At 75.7% G+C, this 17,298-nt stretch carries 15 protein-coding genes and 1 pseudogene; 10 read left to right on the top strand and 6 right to left on the bottom strand.

The genetic code is table 11. The features are described from left to right. Positions 1–20: 20 nt before the first annotated feature. The gene (locus amrb99_RS40320; RefSeq protein ID WP_190866490.1) at positions 21–1,112 is read left to right on the top strand and encodes an acyl-CoA dehydrogenase family protein; all 1,092 of its coding nucleotides are present in this window, start codon (positions 21–23) and stop codon (positions 1,110–1,112) included. Here amrb99_RS40320 and amrb99_RS40315 read toward each other — a convergent pair. Continuing rightward, positions 1,096–1,506 carry a DUF2000 domain-containing protein gene (locus amrb99_RS40315; protein ID WP_190866488.1) on the bottom strand — a complete coding sequence of 137 codons (411 nt, stop codon included), beginning with the start codon at positions 1,504–1,506 and terminating at the stop codon, positions 1,096–1,098. The genes amrb99_RS40320 and amrb99_RS40315 overlap by 17 nt on opposite strands. Before the next feature lie 68 nt (positions 1,507–1,574). On the opposite strand from amrb99_RS40315, the gene amrb99_RS40310 reads away from it, so the two are divergent. Both amrb99_RS40310 and amrb99_RS40305 read left to right on the top strand, forming a co-directional pair. Then, the gene (locus amrb99_RS40310) at positions 1,575–2,381 is read left to right on the top strand and encodes an AraC family transcriptional regulator (protein WP_347257058.1); all 807 of its coding nucleotides are present in this window, start codon (positions 1,575–1,577) and stop codon (positions 2,379–2,381) included. A gap of 15 nt (positions 2,382–2,396) precedes the next feature. After that, entirely contained in the window at positions 2,397–3,395 is a 999-nt protein-coding gene (locus tag amrb99_RS40305) for an ADP-ribosylglycohydrolase family protein (protein ID WP_241756389.1), read from the top strand. 36 nt (positions 3,396–3,431) lie between these two features. On the opposite strand, the gene amrb99_RS40300 is transcribed toward amrb99_RS40305, so the two are convergent. Continuing rightward, a complete protein-coding gene (locus amrb99_RS40300) occupies positions 3,432–3,854 on the bottom strand; it encodes a TIGR03668 family PPOX class F420-dependent oxidoreductase (protein WP_190866486.1) in 423 nt (140 codons plus the stop codon). Positions 3,855–3,966: 112 nt separating this feature from the next. Between amrb99_RS40300 and amrb99_RS40295 the strand changes: the two genes are divergently transcribed. Then, a complete protein-coding gene (locus amrb99_RS40295) occupies positions 3,967–5,067 on the top strand; it encodes a hypothetical protein (protein ID WP_190866484.1) in 1,101 nt (366 codons plus the stop codon). On the opposite strand, the gene amrb99_RS40290 is transcribed toward amrb99_RS40295, so the two are convergent. Further along, positions 5,057–5,860: an enoyl-CoA hydratase gene (locus amrb99_RS40290; RefSeq protein WP_190866482.1), complete on the bottom strand. Its 804-nt coding sequence runs from the start codon at positions 5,858–5,860 to the stop codon at positions 5,057–5,059. The two genes, amrb99_RS40295 and amrb99_RS40290, sit on opposite strands and share 11 nt — an antisense overlap. A gap of 33 nt (positions 5,861–5,893) precedes the next feature. Next, positions 5,894–6,538, bottom strand: a complete 645-nt coding sequence (locus amrb99_RS40285; protein ID WP_190866480.1) for a class II aldolase/adducin family protein — start codon at positions 6,536–6,538, stop codon at positions 5,894–5,896. 73 nt (positions 6,539–6,611) lie between these two features. Here amrb99_RS40285 and amrb99_RS40280 point away from each other — a divergent pair, with 73 nt between their 5' ends. Then, a complete protein-coding gene (locus tag amrb99_RS40280; RefSeq protein ID WP_190866478.1) occupies positions 6,612–7,529 on the top strand; it encodes a carbohydrate kinase family protein in 918 nt (305 codons plus the stop codon). Positions 7,530–7,727: 198 nt separating this feature from the next. Here the strand turns inward: amrb99_RS40280 and amrb99_RS40275 are convergent, their stop codons facing one another. Continuing rightward, the gene (locus amrb99_RS40275) at positions 7,728–9,269 is read right to left on the bottom strand and encodes an AMP-binding protein (protein ID WP_190866477.1); all 1,542 of its coding nucleotides are present in this window, start codon (positions 9,267–9,269) and stop codon (positions 7,728–7,730) included. A 75-nt stretch (positions 9,270–9,344) separates the two neighbouring features. After that, complete coding sequence (locus amrb99_RS40270) at positions 9,345–9,983, bottom strand: amino acid-binding protein (protein WP_190866475.1); 639 nt, start codon at positions 9,981–9,983, stop codon at positions 9,345–9,347. Positions 9,984–10,162: 179 nt separating this feature from the next. Here amrb99_RS40270 and grpE point away from each other — a divergent pair, with 179 nt between their 5' ends. From grpE to amrb99_RS40245, 5 genes and pseudogenes are all read left to right on the top strand, one after another. After that, positions 10,163–10,852, top strand: a complete 690-nt coding sequence (gene grpE, locus amrb99_RS53505) for a nucleotide exchange factor GrpE (protein ID WP_190866473.1) — start codon at positions 10,163–10,165, stop codon at positions 10,850–10,852. A 7-nt stretch (positions 10,853–10,859) separates the two neighbouring features. Next, positions 10,860–12,443, top strand: a complete 1,584-nt coding sequence (locus amrb99_RS40260) for an Hsp70 family protein (RefSeq protein WP_190866470.1) — start codon at positions 10,860–10,862, stop codon at positions 12,441–12,443. Positions 12,444–12,459: 16 nt separating this feature from the next. Beyond that, entirely contained in the window at positions 12,460–15,114 is a 2,655-nt protein-coding gene (locus amrb99_RS40255) for a hypothetical protein (protein WP_190866468.1), read from the top strand. Next, complete coding sequence (locus amrb99_RS40250) at positions 15,114–16,373, top strand: GTPase (RefSeq protein WP_190866466.1); 1,260 nt, start codon at positions 15,114–15,116, stop codon at positions 16,371–16,373. The genes amrb99_RS40255 and amrb99_RS40250 overlap by 1 nt, the downstream gene beginning before the upstream one ends. Before the next feature lie 2 nt (positions 16,374–16,375). Continuing rightward, positions 16,376–17,298 (top strand): annotated as a pseudogene (locus amrb99_RS40245) (hypothetical protein); the annotation flags it as partial.

The following is a 17,298-nucleotide window of genomic DNA, read 5'->3' as shown; positions in this document are numbered from 1 at the left end:
CTGGTCAGGGAGGCCGCCGGATGGAGCTCGTCGTCACCGAGGAACAGCGGGAGCTGCGCGACGCGCTGCGGCGGTTCTTCGCCGACCGGTCGCCGTCGGCCGAGGTGCGGCGGCTGATGGAGACGGCCGAGGGCCACGACCCGAAGATGTGGGCGCAGATGGCGGAGCAGCTCGGGCTGCAGGGCCTGGCGGTCCCCGAGGAGCACGGCGGCGCGGGCTTCGGCATCCGGGAGCTGGCCGTCGTGTTCGAGGAGATGGGGCGGGCGGTCGTGTGCGCGCCGTTCCTCGCCACGATCACCGCGGCGGAGGCACTGCGGGCCGGGGAGGGCGGGCACGGCCTGCTGCCCGGCATCGCGGACGGTTCGACCATCGCCACGCTCGCGATCGCGGAGGACGGCGGAAGCTGGGACCTCGACGCCGTGGAGACGCGGTTCGAGGGCGGCGTCCTGCGCGGGACCAAGAGCTTCGTGCTCGACGGATGCCTCGCCGGGCTCGTGCTCGTCGCGGCGAACGACGAGGAGGGCGTCGGGCTCTACGCGGTGGACGCCGATGCCGAGGGCATGACCAGGACGTCCATGCCGACGCTCGACCAGACGCGCAAGCTCGCCCGGATCGTGTTCGACGGGACCCCGGCGCGGAGGGTCGGCGGCGCGGACGCGATCCGGCACGCGCTGGACGTCGCCGCGGTGGCGCTGGCGGCCGAGCAGCTCGGCGGCGCGCAGCGGACGCTGGACATGACGGTCGAGTACGCGAAGGTGCGGCACCAGTTCGGCCGTCCGATCGGCTCGTTCCAGGCGATCAAGCACCGGTGCGCGGACATGTTCGTGCTGGTGGAGTCCGCGCGGTCGGCGGTGCTGAACGCGGCGGCCGCCGCCGACGAGAGCCCGGAGGAGCTGCCGCGCGCGGCGGCGCTGGCGAAGGCGTACTGCTCGGACGCGTTCTTCCACACGGCGGGCGAGGCTATCCAGCTGCACGGCGGCATCGGCTTCACCTGGGAGCACGACGCGCACCTGTACTTCAAGCGGGCGCAGTCGTCGCGGCAGCTGTTCGGGTCGCCGGACGCGCACCGCGAGCGGCTCGCCGCGCTCGCCGGCATCACGGGTGCAGCCTGAGCCCCTTCAGGGCCTTGTCCACGCCGTTCTTCGGCCCGTGGACGGCGAACCCGACGAGCGGCATGTCCTCGGCGGTGACGGCGCGGACGGTGGCGCGGTTGGCCTCGTCGTGGCCGGTCTTGAACATGTCCTCGATGTAGACGGCGATGTCCATCCCGCGGGCGAGGGCCCGGGCGTGGGCGGCCTTGACGTCCTGGGCGCCGGCCTCGTAGACGAGGACGGGCTGGCGGAACATCGCGAGGTAGGCGTTGCCGGAGGCGTCCTCGTAGGGGTCGCCGATGACGCCGGGCACTCCCCCGGCCACCGCGCTCGCCAGGAACGCGGTGACGTTGAGCCGCTGCCAGGCGGCCAGGTCGTCGCGGACCACGATGCCGATCTTGGTGTCGAAGCGCATGCCGTCCAGGCTGGCGGGACGGACGGGCGGCGGTCTTGAACGCTCGTGCGCCAGGCCACACTGGGGGCGTGGACTGGAGCAGGTACTGGCGGTCGCCCGACCGCCCGCTGGAGGCGATGCACGCGCACTTCGAGCGGCACGCCTACCACCGGCACAGCCACGAGACGTACTCGTTCGGCGTGACCGAGGACGGCTACCAGGCGTTCCGGTGCCGGGGCGGCGCGCACACGAGCGCCGCCGGGATGGTCATCGCGTTCAACCCGGACGACCCGCACGACGGCCGCCCGGCGGACGCGCTGGGCTTCACCTACCGGATCGTGCACATCGGCCCGGAGCTGGTGGCGGGGGTGCTGGCCGACATCGGGGGGCATCCGGCGGGGCTCCCGCTGTTCGACGCCCCGGTGGTCGGCGATCCCGTCCTCGCCCGGAGCCTGCGGGCCCTGCACGGCGCGCTGCTCGGCGGCGCCCCGGCGCTGCGCCGGGACGAGCTGCTCACCGCGGCGGTCGGCGCGATGGTGAACCGTGCCGCGTCCGGGCGGCTCCGCGTCGGGCCGTCGTCCGGTGCCGCCGCGCGGGCCCGGCGCCGCCTGGAGGACCGCTACCTGGACGACATCGGGGCGGACGAGCTGGCGGAGGCGGCGGGGTGCAGCAGGTTCGCGCTGTACCGGGCGTTCCGCCGGGCGTACGGGATGGCGCCGAGCGACTACCAGCGGCAGTTGCGGCTGCGCGCGGCGCGGGTGCGGCTGGCGCGCGGCGAGCCGATCGGGGAGGTGGCGGCGGCGACGGGGTTCGCCGACCAGAGCCATCTGACGCGGTGGTTCGTCCGCTGCTACGCGATGACGCCGGGGAGATTTCGAGCCGCCTGCGGCGATTGAGGAACAATGTCGCCCATGATGCGGGCGAGCGGAGCGATGTTCGGACTGGCGTACGGGGACGCACTGGGTGCGCCCACCGAGTTCCTCACGATGGAGCAGATAGACCGGCGTTTCGGTGCGCTGGGCCCGGCGGAGCCGGAGGGCGATCCCGCCCTCGTCACCGACGACACGCAGATGGCGATCGCGGTCGGCCTCGCCCTCCTGGACGCCCTGGCGAACCCGCCGTTCACCCCCGACCTGGTCGCGCCGATGTGGCGGCGGCGGTTCGTGGACTGGCTGAACAGCCCCGACAACAACCGCGCCCCGGGCAACACGTGCCTTCAGGCCTGCCGGGGCCTGGCGGCCGGGCGGCCATGGGTGGAGGCGACCGTCGCGGGCTCCAAGGGCTGCGGCGCGAACATGCGCGTGGCGCCGGTCGGGCTCGCGCCTGGCCTGACGGACGAGACGCGCGCGGGCGCCGCCCAGTTGCAGGCGGCGATGACGCACGGGCATCCGACCGGGCTGGCGGCGAGCGAGCTGACCGCCTTCGCCGTCCGGTGGCTGGCCGACGGCATGGCGCCCGCGGACCTGCCCGCCGCGCTGCGCGCCCGCTGCCACGAGCAGCGGTCCGTCTACCACGAGCGGTGGCTCGGCACGCTGTGGCAGCGGCCCGGCATGGACGCGCCCGAGACGTTCATCGCGCGCGGCTGGGACGAGTGCCTGGCCGTCCTCGACCGGCTGGACGAGGCCCTCGCGCGGGGCGACCGCGCGTCCGACCCGTGCGAGATCACCGGTGCGGGCTGGTGCGCGGAGGAGGCGCTCGCCACCGGGCTGCTGTGCTTCCTGCTGTTCCCGGACGAGCCCGTCGCGGCGATCCGGCGCGGCGCGGCGAGCTCCGGCGACTCCGACTCGATCGCGTGCCTGGCGGGCGCGTTCGCGGGCGCGCACCTCGGCATGGACGCCTGGCCGGCCGCGTGGGCCGGGCGGATCGAGTACGCGGCGGACCTGGCCCGGCTCGGGAGCGCCTGGGACTGAGGCCACCGGGGCCGTCCGCGCGGTCGACGCCGGCCTCTAAAGCGCGGCGGTCCAGCCCGTCCAGGCGTCGATGGCGATCGCGATGACCGGGCCCTCGGGCGGGCGGTCCCGGTACTGGGCGTAGCGGGCGGCGAGGAGCCGGACGGGCTCGGCGCGGCGGGCGTCGTCCTCGACGACGGCGGCGCGGCCGTCGACGCGGACCCACCAGAGCCGGTCCCAGTCGTCCTCGTAGTGGTCGGCGAGCAGCGCGACGTGCGGGTTGGCGCGGACGTTGGCCAGCCGCCGCAGGTCCCGCGTGCTCTTCGGCTTGTGGTCGACCGCGGTGTAGACCGACCCGCGGTGCACGGCGAACGTGACGGGGACCAGGTGCGGGCGGCCGTCCTCCCCGACGGTCGCGAGCCGCGCCACGGGGACGCTCGCGAGCAGCCGGCGCGCGTCGTCCGGTGAGAGCTTGGGCACGGGGTGCAGCCTGCCACGGCGCGGCGGCGGTTCCCAGGCTCCCCCGCGCGGGCGAGGCGGATCGCTCCCGGGCGGGAGGCCCTCCGGGGCGCGGTCCGGAAGGCTCGGACCCGTGGAAACGATCTTCAGACGGTGGCCCGCGTGGGCCGGGTACGCGGCCGGGGCGTGGGCGGTGGGCGCGGCGGCGCTGGCCCTCTACTGGGCCGCCGGCGGGACGGCCGGCTATCCGCTGCGGGACGTGCGGGACGCGCACGCGGCGGCCTGGCCGATCGGGGCGGTCCTGCTGGCCGGCGGAATCATGGCGGTGGCGAGCGTCCGGGACGTCGGGCGGCTCCTGCCGCGCGCCTGGCCGCTCGCGGGGCTCTGGGCGGCCTGCGCGGTGGCGGGCGCGGGGACGTTCGGAATCGTCATGAGCACGCTCCAGCTGGTGTTCACAGGGACGGTCGACGACTGGCCGGTGTTCGGCGTCGAGGCGTCCTGCGCGGTCGGCGCGGCCCTGTTCGCGGGGGCGGCCGCGGCGTTCCGCCGCCGGACCGAGGGGGCGTGCGCGCGCTGCGGCCGCGTGCACGCCGCGACGGGGGCCGCGAAGGTCCCGGCGCCGGTGACGGACGCGCCGCGCGGCGTCCGGCGGGCGGCGTACGCGGGCGCGCTGGCGTTCGTCCCGTACATGGCGATGAAGACGACGTGGGCGTTCGGGGGGACGTTCGCGGGGATCCCGGGCGACGAGGTCGTCGCGGAGTTCCGCCGCAACGGCGCGTCCGGGCTCGTCCTGACGCTGGAGCGGTACGGGCTGGACTTCACCACGCTGTCGGCGCTCGCGGGGATCTTCCTGCTGCTGGGGCTGACGCACCGCTGGGGGCAGGTGTTCCCGCGCTGGGCGCCGCCGCTCACCGGCCGCCGCGTGCCGCGCTGGCTCCCGCTCGTGCCGGCGTGGCTCGGCGCCGCGACGCTCGGCCCGTACGGGGTGGTGGGCACGCTCGCCTACCTGCTGCCGATCGCCGCGGGCGTCCGGGACCTCCCGCACGACGGGCTCATGAGCGGATGGTCCGGGTGGACGGTCGCCGCGTGCGGGATCGGCGCGTTCGGCGTCTACGGGATCGCGCTCGGCATTGCCGCGCTGTCGTACCAGCGGCGGACCCGGCCCCGCTGCGCCGCCGCCCCGCCGCCCGGAGACGCCGCCGGCCCGGCCGCCGCGCCGGAGGTCAGTCCTTGAAGTCCGGCGGGCGGTTCTGCTTTCGGGCCGCGATCGCCTCGTCGAAGTTCTGCGTGGTGAGCCGGACGTACAGCTGCCCGAGCCCCTCCTGCCCCATGTGCGCGTCGAGGCTCGACGCGTCCAGCCCGGACCACAGCGACCGCTTGGTCAGCTCGACGCCGGGACGGCTGAACCCGGCGATCCGCTCGGCGAGGTCGTAGCAGGCGTCCAGCAGCTTGTCGCCGGGGACGGTGCGGGAGACCAGCCCGATCTGCTCGGCCTCGGCGGCGTCCACGTCCCGGCCGGACAGCATGATCTCGAACGCGCGGGACGCGCCGATCGCGCGCGGCAGCAGGTAGCTGAGGCCGAGCTCGCTCGCGGTCAGCCCGTTGTTGATCCCGGCGGCGCGGAACAGCGCGGTCTCGGCGGCGAGCCGGATGTCGGCGGCCAGGCTCAGGCACATCCCGCCGCCGATCGCCGGCCCGTTGATCGCCGCGATCACCGGCTGGTGGACGCGGCGCATCGCGCGGACCACGTCGTCCAGCAGCTCCATCGAGCGCAGCGCGATCGTCGACAGCGTCAGCCCGTCGATGCCAGGGGGCGCGCCGGCCGACTCCAGGTCGGCGCCGGAGCAGAAGCCGCGCCCGGCGCCGGTGATGACGACGGCGCGGGTGTCGTTGTCGCGGCTCACCTCTTCGAGGGCCTCGCGGAACGGCACCATGACGTCGAACGCCATCGCGTTCATCCGCTCGGGCCGGTTGAGGGTGATGAGCGTGACGTGCGGGCGCGGCTTGTCGATCAGGACGAAGGGCAACGAGACCTCCCGGGTCGCCTAGCAAGCGCTAGGTTACACAGGCGGGAACTCCGGCGGCGCGAGCCCCCGCTCGACCACCTTCGCGAGCTGCCCGTCGGTCAGGATCCGGGGCTCGCCGATCGTCTTGGCCCGCACGTAGACGCCGCACAGCCACTCCAGCAGCCGCGCGTTCTCGAACGCCTCGTCCAGGTCCCGGCCGATCGCGACGCCGCCGTGGTTGGCCATCAGCGCCGCGCGCTTGCCGCCCGCCATCGCGGCGCGCACGTTCTCGGCCAGCTCCGGCGTCCCGTAGGTGGCGTACTCGGCGACCTTCACCACGCCGCCCAGCAGCAGCGTGTTGTAGTGGATCGGCGGCAGCTCGGTCATCGTCGTCGCGACCACGGCGCCGTAGGTCGAGTGGGTGTGGACGATCGCCGCCGCGGGCGTCTCCTCGTACAGCGCGAGATGCATCGGCGTCTCCGACGACGGCGCCCGGCCGCCGTCCACGAGCCGGGCGTCCAGGTTCACGACCGGGCAGTCCTCCGGCCGCATCCGGTCGAGCATCATCCCGCCCGGCGTCACCGCGACCAGGTCCCCCGACCGTACGCTGACGTTGCCCGACGCGCCGGTCACCAGGCCCGTCTCGGCCAGCCTGCGGCCCACCGCGCACAGCGCGCGCCGCTCGTCCTCCAGCAACATGCGAATCCCTCTCACGTTCTCGGCCCTGCCCGTCGTACGCTACGGCCCTGACGATCACGAGGGAGAACCCGGCATGGCAACTGTGGTCACGGTCGGAGCGCACATCCTGGACGTGCTGGCCCGGCCCGTCGAGGGCATCCCGGACGGCCAGGACACCGTGGTCGTCGACCGGATCACTGTGACCGCCGCCGGCGCGGCCGCCGGGACCGCGGTCGCGCTCGCCCGGCTCGGCAACCGGGTCGTCTCGGTCGGCGCGATCGGCGACGACGACCTCGGCGACCTGCTCGTCACGATCATGAACCGGAACGGGGTGGACGTCACCGGGCTCGTCCGCCGCACCGCCGAGCAGACCAGCGCGTCGATCCTGCCGATCCGCCCGGACGGCGGCCGGCCGAGCTTCCACGTCCCCGGCGCGAACCTCACCCTCACCGCGGGCGCGGTCGAGCCCGGCCTGCTCACCGCCGCCGGCGCCGTCCACCTCGGCGGCCCGGACGTCACGTTCGGGCTGCACGACCCGGAGTTCTTCGCCGCGCTCGACGCGGCCCGCGCGTCCGGGACCGTCGTCACCATGGACCTGCTGTCCAACATGCCCGACCTGGTCCGGGGCGCCGCCGCGTTCCTCCCGCACGTCGACCACTTCCTGCCCAACGAGGAGCAGGCCGCGGCGATGACCGGCGAGGACGACCCGGAGAAGGCCGCGCGCGCCCTGCTCGCCGAGGGGCCCGCCTCGGTCGTCGTGACGCTCGGCGCGCAGGGCAGCCTCGTCGCGACCGAAGGCGGCGCGCACCGGCTGCCCGCCCTGCCCGTCGAGGTCGTCGACACCACCGGCTGCGGCGACGCGTACTGCGCCGGGTTCATCACCGGCCTCGGCCAGGGCCGGGACGTCCTGGAGTCGGCCCGCTGGGGCACCGCCGCCGCCGCGACCGTCGCCCAGGGCCTCGGCTCCGACGCCGGCCTCACCGACCTCGACTCCGTCCTCGCGCTGCTCTGATTGCATCGCCCTTGGCGTCAGGCCGCTAGACGGCCTTCCTTCGGCGGGCGATGCGTGCGATCGCTGCATCGCTCCGACTCGCCCTGGGGGCTCGCTGCGCGATCGAGTTCTCGCACGCTCGAACTCGGCTTCGCTCGCGATCGCGACGCTCGCGGTGGGTGCGTGGCCGGTGCGCGGGTCGAGGCGTCCTTCGGATGCTCAGCGGGCGTCCTGCCAGTAGGGGTCGCGGAGGAGGCGCTTGTAGAGCTTGCCGGTGGGGGTGCGCGGCATCGCGTCGACGAAGTCGATCGAGCGCGGCGCCTTGTAGCCGGCGAGCGACGCGCGGACGTGCCCGATCAGCTCGTCCGCCAGCGCGGCGGACGGCTCGGCGCCGTCGGCGAGCTCGACGGCGGCCTTCACCTGCTCGCCGAACTCCTCGTCCGGGACGCCGAACACCGCGACGTCGCGGACCGCCGGATGGGTGATCAGCACGCCCTCGATCTCGGCCGGGTAGATGTTCACCCCGCCGCTGATGATCATGTCGATGACCCGGTCGGCGAGGAAGAGGTAGCCGTCCTCGTCCAGGTGCCCGGCGTCGCCGGTGGTGAACAGGCCGTCGCCGCGGTGCACCGAGCGGGTCTTCTCCTCGTCGCCCCAGTACTCCACGTCGTCGCCGCTGGCGTAGCGGAACCAGATCTGCCCGCGCTCCCCCGGCGCGGCGGGCTCGCCGTCCTCGCGCAGGACGTGCACCTCGGTGGTGGGCAGCGGGCGGCCGACGCTGCCGGGCCGCTCCAGCCACTCGGACGCGGTGATGACGCTGTTCACCGACGCCTCGGTGGAGCCGTAGTACTCGTGGACGATCGGGCCGAACCAGTCGATCATCCGGCGCTTGACGTCCGGGGAGCACGGCGCGGCGCCGTGCCAGACGGCCTTCAGGGAGGAGCCGTCGAACGCCTTGCGGGTCGCCTCGTCCAGCCGCAGCAGCCGGACGAACTGGGTCGGCACGAGGTGCACGTTGGTGATCGCGTGCTCGTCGACGAGCCGGAGCGTCTCGGCGGCGTCGAAGCCGCGGCGCATCACCACCGACCGCCCGCCGAGCAGGAACACGTGCGACCACAGCCACTGCGCCGAGTGGTAGACGGGCCCGACGAGCAGGGTGCGGCCGTTCTCCGGGATCTGCAGGACGCCCGCCATCAGGTCGCCGAGCAGCCGGGCGTTCTCGATCGGGCCGCCCGCGGCGGTGAGCTTGCGGGTGACGCCCTTGGGACGGCCGGTGGTGCCGGACGTGTAGAACTTCGGCAGGCCAGTGGACGGGTCGGCGATCTCCTCCTCGGCGCCCGTCGCGAGGAACTCCTCGTACGGGGTGAAGCCGTCGGCGGGCCCGCCGAACGCGACGCGCGCGGCGAGCCCGAGGCCGGCGGACGCCTCGCGCGCGACGCCGGCGAAGGCGTCCTCGGTGAACAGCACGCGGGCCCCGGCGTCCTGGAGGACGTAGCGCAGTTCGTCGGCGGTCCAGTGCCAGTTGACCAGCACGTAGCGCAGGCCGATGTGGCCGGCGGCGCACATGGCCTCGAAGTACTCGCGCCGGTTGCCGGAGTGGATCGCGATCACGTCCCCGGTGGCCAGCCCCAGGCCGCGCAGCGCGTTCGCCAGCCGGTCGGTCCTGGCGTCCAGCTCGCGCCAGGTGGTGGTGCCGCGCTCGTCGGTCAGCGCGGGCTCGTCCGGACGGGCGTCGGCGTGCGGGCGGAGCAGTTCGGCCATCGGTCGCCTCCTGGAACGGGACAAATCCTAGAATCCGACTCTAGAACCATCCCGGCCGCGTTGACCAGGGGCGGCTCACGACGTCCGGACGAGATCGGTGGCCAGCACCGCCTCCGCCGCGTTGACCAGCTGCTCCAGCCGGAGCACCTCCGTCCGGTGGAACGGCGGCGCCCCCTTCCGCGCGACGACCAGCGCGGCGCGCCCCGCCGACAGCGGGCAGACCGCGTACTCCGTGCCGTCCGTCCCGGTGAAGGCGCGCGGCCGCAGCGGCGGCAGCACCGGCAGCTCGGTGCCGGTCAGCCCGCCGACGCTGGCGTGCACCAGCACCGCCGAGTCCTGCTCCCCCACCTCGGCGATCCCCGCCCAGTCGGCGCTGAGGATGCCCGGCACGGCGTCGGCCAGTGTCGCCGCGCCGCGCTCGGGGACCGCCGCGACCTGCCCGATCACGGCGGCGTCGGGGAAGGCGCCCTGCGGCTCGACGGTCGGCCAGATGCCGACGATCTCCACGCCGTTCACCGAGCCGAGACCGTCGCGCAGCCGCTCGACGCCCGCGCCCGCGGGCCACGTGACGGTGAAGTCGTCCAGAGCCCGCCCGTTGTCGCGTTCCAGTACCGCCATCTGCGCGACGTCGGCGCCCGCGGCGCCCAGCGTCCGCGCCACCTGGCCCAGCGAGCCCGGACGGTCGGGCAGCCGGACGCGGATCCGCAGCAACATCGCCACCTCCTTCTTCCGTGTCCCACCAGCTTCAGGGAGACCCGTTTCCCACGTGTTACCCATTCGTGTCGACGCGAAGAAGTCGGTGCTGGAACGGCGGGCAGGCGTCAAACTAGAGTCCAATGAAGGTCAACAGCAGACCTATCGCCTCTGCCGCCTCATCATTAAGGTGACTGCACGTGTCGAGCGACGGGGATCGCACAGTCAACGACGGGGCCGGATCCGGCACCGACGGCGCCGCGCCGGCGACGGGCGGCGCCTCGGCATCCGCCGAGGCCGCGCAGGGGGACGCCGGGGGCGGCCGCGCCGCGTTCGAGGCGGAGATCAGGGACGCCCTGGCGGGGCTGACCGCGCGGCTGGACCGCGAGCACGAGCGCGCCGCGCACCGCGAGGCGGTCATCGACCGGCTGCACGAGGAGAACCAGCGGCTGCGGCGCGGGGAGCTGCAGGCGATGCTGGAGCCCGTCCGGGCGGCGCTGTACCGGCTGCACGACCAGGCCCGCCGCGAGGCCGACCGGCTGGCGGGGGCGGGCGAGCCGCCCGACCCGGTCCGCACCGCCGGGCTGTTCACCGCCGTCGCCGACGACGTCGCCGACGCGCTGGCCCGGCTCGGCGTCGAGCGGTTCAGCGCGAGCCCCGGCGACCCGTACGACGCGTCCCGGCACCGGCCCGTCGCCGTCACCCCGGTCGCCGACCCGGACCGCGACGGCCTGGTGACCGGCGTGCAGGCGGACGGCTTCGAGCAGAGCGGCAAGGTGCTGCGCAAGGCGGCGGTCAGCGTCGGCCGGCTCGACCGGGGCTCCAACGGGACCACCGTCGCCGCGGGCGGCGGCGAGACGACGAACAACCGACTCGGCACCGATGGGTGAGAGGGACATGGCTGTCTACGGGATCGACCTGGGAACCACGTACTCCTGCATTGCCTCCATCGACGACGTGGGGCGGCCGGCGGTCCTGCGGAACCTGGAGGGCACCGACACCACACCGTCCGTGGTGTACTTCGAGAGCGGCGAGAACGTCGTCGTCGGCGCGACCGCGAAGGACACCGCGGTGCTGGAGCCCGACAACGTCGTCAGCCTGATCAAGCGCGACATGGGCCGGGACGTGACCCGCCCGATCCACGGGATCGACTTCACCCCCGAGGAGCTGTCGGCGTTCATCCTGCTGAAGCTCGCGACGGACGCGCGGACGACGACCGGCGAGGAGGCCCGCGACGTCGTCATCACCGTCCCGGCGTACTTCGGCGCGGCCGAGCGCGACGCGACCCGCAAGGCGGGCCGGATCGCCGGGCTGAACGTCATCGACATCGTGTCCGAGCCGATCGCCGCCGCGATCACCTACGGGGTGCTGAACCCCGACGCCGACCGGACGATCCTGGTCTACGACCTCGGCGGCGGCACGTTCGACACGACCGTCATCGCGCTGCGCGCCGGGCACATCGAGGTGATCTGCACCGACGGCGACCACGAGCTCGGCGGCGCCGACTGGGACGCGCGGCTGGTGGAGTACCTGGCGGAGCGGTTCCGCGCCGAGCACCCCGACGCGGGCGACCCGCTCGACGACAAGCAGACCGAGCAGCAGCTGCGCCGCGACGCCGAGGACGCCAAGAAGGCGCTCACCACCCGCACCGCGCACACCGTCCGGGTGATGCACGCCGGGCGGGTCGCGGCGATCGAGGTGACGCGGGAGCGGCTGGAGGAGCTGACCCGGGACCTCCTCGACCGCACCGTGGAGATCACCGGGCGGACGCTGTCGACGGCCGCCGAGAAGGGCGTGCACGACTACGACGACCTGGTGCTGGTCGGCGGGTCCACGAAGATGCCGGTGGTGGCGTCGCGGCTGGAGACCGAGCTCGGGCTGTCGCCGCGCCTGCAGGACCCGGACCTCGCCGTCGCGAAGGGCGCCGCGCTGTACGCGTTCGAGGAGACCTACCGGCGGCTGATGCGGGAGGGCGCCGCCGAGCGCGCCGAGGAGATGGCGAGCCGGGCCGGGCTGTCGGCCGAGCAGCAGAAGCAGATCGCCGGCCGGCAGATCCGCACGGTCGCCTCGCACGCGTTCGGGATCGTGGTCGTCGACCGCGACTCCGGCGCCGAGCACGTCGCGCACCTGGTGCACGCCAACGACGAGCTGCCGGCGGCCCGCACCGAGGACTTCTTCACCGTCTACGACGACCAGACCTCCGCCGACGTCCGGGTGATGGAGCAGGCGGGCAGCGTCGAGTCCGCCGAGCTGATCGACAACACCGAGATCGCGACCGGGGAGATCCGCGTCCCGCCGGGCAAGAAGGCGGGCTGGCCGATCGGGGTGACGTTCGCGCTCGACTCGTCCGGGCTGCTCAACGTGACGGCCGTGGAGAAGGAGTCCGACGAGCGGCTGGAGCTGAAGGTGGACGTCGGGGGGATGTCGGAGGAGGAGGTCGAGCGCTCCCGCAAGGCCCTCTCCCGGGTGCAGGTGAGCTGAGGGCCGGCGCGCCGCGGTGACGTTCGACGAGGAGTACCGGCGGGAGGTGCTGGAGCCGGCGCGGGCCGCGGGCGACCAGCCGCCCGAGGACCTGCGCGTCCGGTACGCGCTGGCCGACCCGCTGTCCGGGCCGGGCGTCGAGGCGCGGGTGAAGCAGGTGCGGCAGTGCTGGCGGCGGGCGCGCGGCCAGCTGAAGTACCGCAAGCTGATCGACCGGCTGGAGGCCGAGCACCGGGAGCTGGCGCCGCTGTTCGCCGCCGCCGGGCGGGGCGACCTGCGGGCGCTGGAGGAGCGGCTGGCGGGCGGCCGGGAGCGCGGCGAGCGGCGCCGCGCGCAGGCCCGCGCCGGGCTGGCGGACGCGGCCGGGTTCCTGCGCATGGTGACGCCCGCCGAGGTCGAGGCGATCGCCCGGTCGGGCGGGGTCGCGCGCGCCGAGCTGGAGGCGCTCGCCGCCGCCGAGGGCGTCACCGTCCGCGAGCCGGACCCGCTGCCGCCCGCCGCGCCGTACGCGGCGTACCGGAAGGTCCGCGAGTCGCTCGGCGTGCTGGGCAAGCGGCACCTGGCCGACTTCCTGTTCGGGGCGCGGATCGCGGGCCCGATCCGGGTGCTGGACGGCTTCACCGCGCCCGCGTCGCCGGGCGCCCCGGGGGCGTCCGCGCTGCGCGGCGGGGTGCTGCGGCTCGACGCGGACGCGGTCGCCGCCGCCGGCGACGAGTGGGCGCGCCGCAGCCGCGACACCAGCACCACGCACGCCGGGACCGTCCTCGCGGCGCTGCGCTCCGGCGCCGACCTGGCCGAACTCGTCCGATACGACATCGTGGACCGGCTGCGGGAGCGGTTCCGGCAGCGGGCGTCCGAGCGGGCGCTGCTGCGGCACGCGACCGAGGACCTCGGCGTCCACGCGGAGGACGCGCGGCGTCTGGTGTTCGCGGTGGTGCGGGAGACGGCCGGGGGCGGCGGCCTGGCCGGGCGGCTGCGCTCGCTGCTGGACGCGGGCGAGGTGTTCGCGGCGTCGGAGCTGGCGGACGCGTCCGGGATCCCCGCCGCCGCGGAGGGCGAGCCGTCGGAGGAGGAGGTGCTCGCCGCCGAGGCGCGGCACCGCGTCGACACCGCGCTGCGGCTGCGCGAGACCGCCGCCGCCGAACCCGACCCGGACCGGGCGTGGCGGCTGCTCGCCGACGCGCTGCGGCTCGTCCGCGACCTGCCCGGCGCCCTCGACCACCAGCGGCGGCTGCCCCCGAGGCCCGTCCCGGCGCTGCGCGCCGACGTCGACACGGGCGGGACGGGCGCCACCGTGCGGCTCTCGTGGGAGGCGTCGCCGTCGACCGCCGGGGAGGTCGGCTACCGGCTCGTCCGGCGGACCGGGCGCCCGCCGCGCGGCGCCGGCGACGGCGAGGCGATCGCCGGGGAGCGCGACGAGCGGCCGCCGGTGAACGTCCCGCTGTACTACGGCGCCGTCGCGGTGCGCGGCGACGCCGCCGCGCCGCCCGCCGTCGCGGGGCCGGTCGTCGTGCGGCCGGAGCCGGGCGAGGTCGAGCTGCTGGCCGGGGACGGGCAGGTCACCGGCCGGTGGCGGTGCCCGGCGGAGGCGGCGCGGGTCGCCGTCGTGCGGGACGGGGCGCCGGTCGAGGCGGGACGCGACGGGTTCCGCGAGCGGGTGCCGAACGGCCGCACCCACCACTACCTGATCAGCGCCGTCTACCTGGACGCGGTGGGCCGCGAGGTCGCCACGCCGGGCGTGCGGGCGTCGGTGACGCCGAGCGCGCCGCCCGTGCCGGTGTACGAGCTGGCCGCCGAGCCCGACCCGGCCGACCCGGGGCTGCTGCGGGTGCGGTTCGCGCCGCCCGCGCACGGCACGGTGGAGCTGGTGCTGTCGCCGGGGCCGCCGCCGTGGCCGCGCAGCGCGCTGGTCCCGGTGGAGGAGGTCCGGCGGGAGACGCGGCGGCTCGCGTGCGCGCCGGCGGCGGGCGGGCTCGCGGTGCGGCCCGGCGCGGGCGGCTGGCTGCTCGCCGTGACCGTCGCCGAGGGCACCGCCGCGATCGGCGCGTACCACCGGTACGTGAACCTGCCGCCGCCGCGCCGGCTCGTCGCCGAGCGGCGCGGCGACCACGTGCACGTCGGGTTCGACTGGCCGCCGGACGTCGCGGAGGTCGACCTGGTGTACCGGATCGGCCGCGACGCGCGCCGCTCCGCCGACCCGGACGAGGAGCGGCGCGCGACGGTCACCCGCGCCGCGTACGACACCCAGGGCGGCGTCCGGCTGCCCGTCCCCGAGGACGAGCCCGTCGAGCTGGCCGTGGCGGCGGCCGGGACCGTCGGCGGGACGCGGGTGACCGGCCCGCCGGTGACCGCCGAGGTCGGCGCGCGCGCCGTCGTCCGCTACGACCTGGAGCGGTCGGGGCCGCCGTGGCGGCGGTCGCTGACGCTGCGGCTCACCTGCTCGCGGCCGCTGCGGGTGGCGCGGCTGTCGCTGGTGCTGCGGCGCGGCCGGGTGATGCCGCACCGGGCGGCCGACGGCGAGACGCTCGGCACGTGGGAGCAGGTGCCGGTGCCCGGCGAGCTGTCCGTGGCCGTCCCGGACGCGTCCGCGCCGTACTGGCTGCGCTGCTTCGCCGATGATGATGTCATCGAACTCACCGATCCCCCGATCCGCCGACTCCAGGTCCCGTGATGACCAGACCTCTCGCCCGCCTGCCGGGCGCGCCCGCGCGGCTCTTCCCCCGGCACGGCGTCACCTGCCCGTACTGCTTCGCGTCCGTCCCGCCGCAGCGGATCCTGTTCCGCTGCCGCGGGCAGGCGGGGCGGCGGCAGGGCTGCGCGCCCGTCCTCGACGAGAAGCTGGCCGCCTACACGGGGTCGACGGCGGGCGCGTCGCTGCCTCCGGTGTTCGCCGCGCCGGGACGCAAGGGGCGCGCCGACTGCCCCGAGTGCGGCGTCCCGACGGGGAACCGGGCGTGCCCGGAGTGCCACAACCCGCTGCCGTCGGCGTACTGCGACTCCCCCGGCCGGATCGTCGCGCTGGTCGGCGCGAAGAACGCCGGCAAGAGCACCTACATCGCGGTGCTGCTGCACGAGCTGATGAACCGGGTCGGCACGGAGCTGGACTCCTCGCTCGTCGCGTGCGACGACCGGACGATCGAGCGCTACAAGCGCGACTTCGCGCGGCCGCTGCTGGAGGAGCGGCGGCTGCTGCCGACGACCGCGAGCGCCGCGACGGGCCCGCGCGAGCCCCTCGTCTACCTGCTGACCCGGACGCGGGCCGGCCGGTTCCGGCAGGGCCGGTTCGCCCGCCCGCGCAACGACTCCCTCGCGCTGGTGCTGTTCGACACCGCCGGCGAGGACCTGCGCAGCCGCGAGGCGACCGACCTGCACCTGCGCTACCTGGAGGCGGCGGACGCGATCATCTTCCTGGTCGATCCGCTGGAGCTGCCGGGCGCGCGGGCGGGGATCCGCGACACCGTCCCGGAGCCGCGCGGCGCCGGCGACGACGCCGGCGGCGAGCCGCTGGACATCATCGCGCGGGTCACCGACGCGCTGCGGCAGCGGCACGGCACCCGTCCCGGCGAGCCGCTGCCGGTGCCGGTCGCGGTCGCCCTCACCAAGATCGACGCGCTGCGCCCGGACCTGCTGCGGCAGTCGGCGCTGCGCCGGTCCCGGTCCGGCGCGGGCGTGCTCGACCTCGACGACCGGGACGCGGTGGACGAGCAGGTCCGGGCGCTGCTGCACGAGTGGCAGGCGGGCCAGCTCGACACCTACCTCGGGCAGCAGTACGCCGAGCACGCGCTGTTCGGGCTGTCGGCGCTCGGCGGCGTCCCGGAGGACGGCCGGGTCGGCGCGGGCGGCGTCCGCCCGCACCGTGCCGAGGACCCGCTGCTGTGGCTGCTGTACCGGTTCGGGATGCTCGACGGCGTCCGCCCCGGAGGTTCGTGACGGTGGCGTGGCAGCTGCACTACACCTCCGCGCGGCGCGGGCCCACCGGCCGGGCCGGGTTCCAGTTCGTCGCGGAGACGCCGGGCCTGCCCGACGGGGTGCGGGCGGCGGTCACGCCGTACATGTCGTACCGGCCGCCGCCGGACGCGCCGCTGTCCCCCGACGACGCCGAGCTGGACCGGTTCCCCGTCTCGCTGCTGTACGACCGGGTGGACGGGCGCCCGCTGCTGCTGCGCTGCCGCTACCTGGGCCGCGACTACTCCGGCCGGTACGGCAACTTCTTCGCGCACGCGGTGGTGGCCGACCCCGACGAGCTGGAGGGGCTGCGCCCCGCCGAGCTGTGGCACGCGCCGATCTGGACGCCGCTGCCCGGCGACGGCGACCTCGGCGAGCTGGACGACCTCGCGCCGGGCGCCGCGCTCGACCCCGAGTCGCTCGCGGAGTGGCTCGCGGGGTCCGGGCCGCCCGACGCGTACGGGACCCTCGCGCGGCTGGTGGACGCGGTCGCCGGCGTCCTCGGCCGGGGGCACGGCCGGATCGTGCTGGTCGCCGCCGACGTCGAGCTGATCGCCCGCTGGATCGCGGTGGTGTCGTACTCGCTGCCGGTCGCGGCGGCGGAGCGGCTGTCGTTCGTCACCTACACCGCCGACCCCGACGGCGCCGCGCAGCGGCTCGTCGGCACCACCCCGGACGTGTGGAACGCGGTGCGGCACCACGCGTCCCACGCGCTGGCCGTCGACCTGCACGGCGGCCTCGCCGGCGCGGGCGGCGCGTCCCGCTTCGCGCGGACCGTCGCGGCGTGCTGGCGCGACGCCGACTTCCCCGCCCTCGACGCGCTCGGCGAGCTCGCGCTGCTCGACGGCGCGGCGCCGTCCGACCCGGCGGTGCTGGAGGGCGCCGCGGCGCTGCTGGCGCTGTGCCGCCG

Origin of the sequence: Actinomadura sp. RB99 (assembly GCF_014706005.1) — a bacterium.
Taxonomy (GTDB): domain Bacteria; phylum Actinomycetota; class Actinomycetes; order Streptosporangiales; family Streptosporangiaceae; genus Spirillospora.
The sequence above is the reverse complement of the archived record's forward strand: the minus strand, read 5'-3'. Positions and strand labels throughout refer to the sequence as shown.

Bases quoted from the DNA above. Each gene is read 5' to 3' on its own strand.
- amrb99_RS40320 (WP_190866490.1), top strand. From the start codon at position 21: ATGGAGCTCGTCGTCACCGAGGAACAGCGGGAGCTGCGCGACGCGCTG.
- amrb99_RS40315 (WP_190866488.1), bottom strand. From the start codon at position 1,506: ATGCGCTTCGACACCAAGATCGGCATCGTGGTCCGCGACGACCTGGCC.
- amrb99_RS40305 (WP_241756389.1), top strand. From the start codon at position 2,397: ATGATGCGGGCGAGCGGAGCGATGTTCGGACTGGCGTACGGGGACGCA.
- amrb99_RS40285 (WP_190866480.1), bottom strand. From the start codon at position 6,538: ATGTTGCTGGAGGACGAGCGGCGCGCGCTGTGCGCGGTGGGCCGCAGG.
- amrb99_RS40280 (WP_190866478.1), top strand. From the start codon at position 6,612: ATGGCAACTGTGGTCACGGTCGGAGCGCACATCCTGGACGTGCTGGCC.
- amrb99_RS40275 (WP_190866477.1), bottom strand. From the start codon at position 9,269: ATGGCCGAACTGCTCCGCCCGCACGCCGACGCCCGTCCGGACGAGCCC.
- amrb99_RS40270 (WP_190866475.1), bottom strand. From the start codon at position 9,983: ATGTTGCTGCGGATCCGCGTCCGGCTGCCCGACCGTCCGGGCTCGCTG.
- amrb99_RS40260 (WP_190866470.1), top strand. From the start codon at position 10,860: ATGGCTGTCTACGGGATCGACCTGGGAACCACGTACTCCTGCATTGCC.
- amrb99_RS40250 (WP_190866466.1), top strand. From the start codon at position 15,114: ATGACCAGACCTCTCGCCCGCCTGCCGGGCGCGCCCGCGCGGCTCTTC.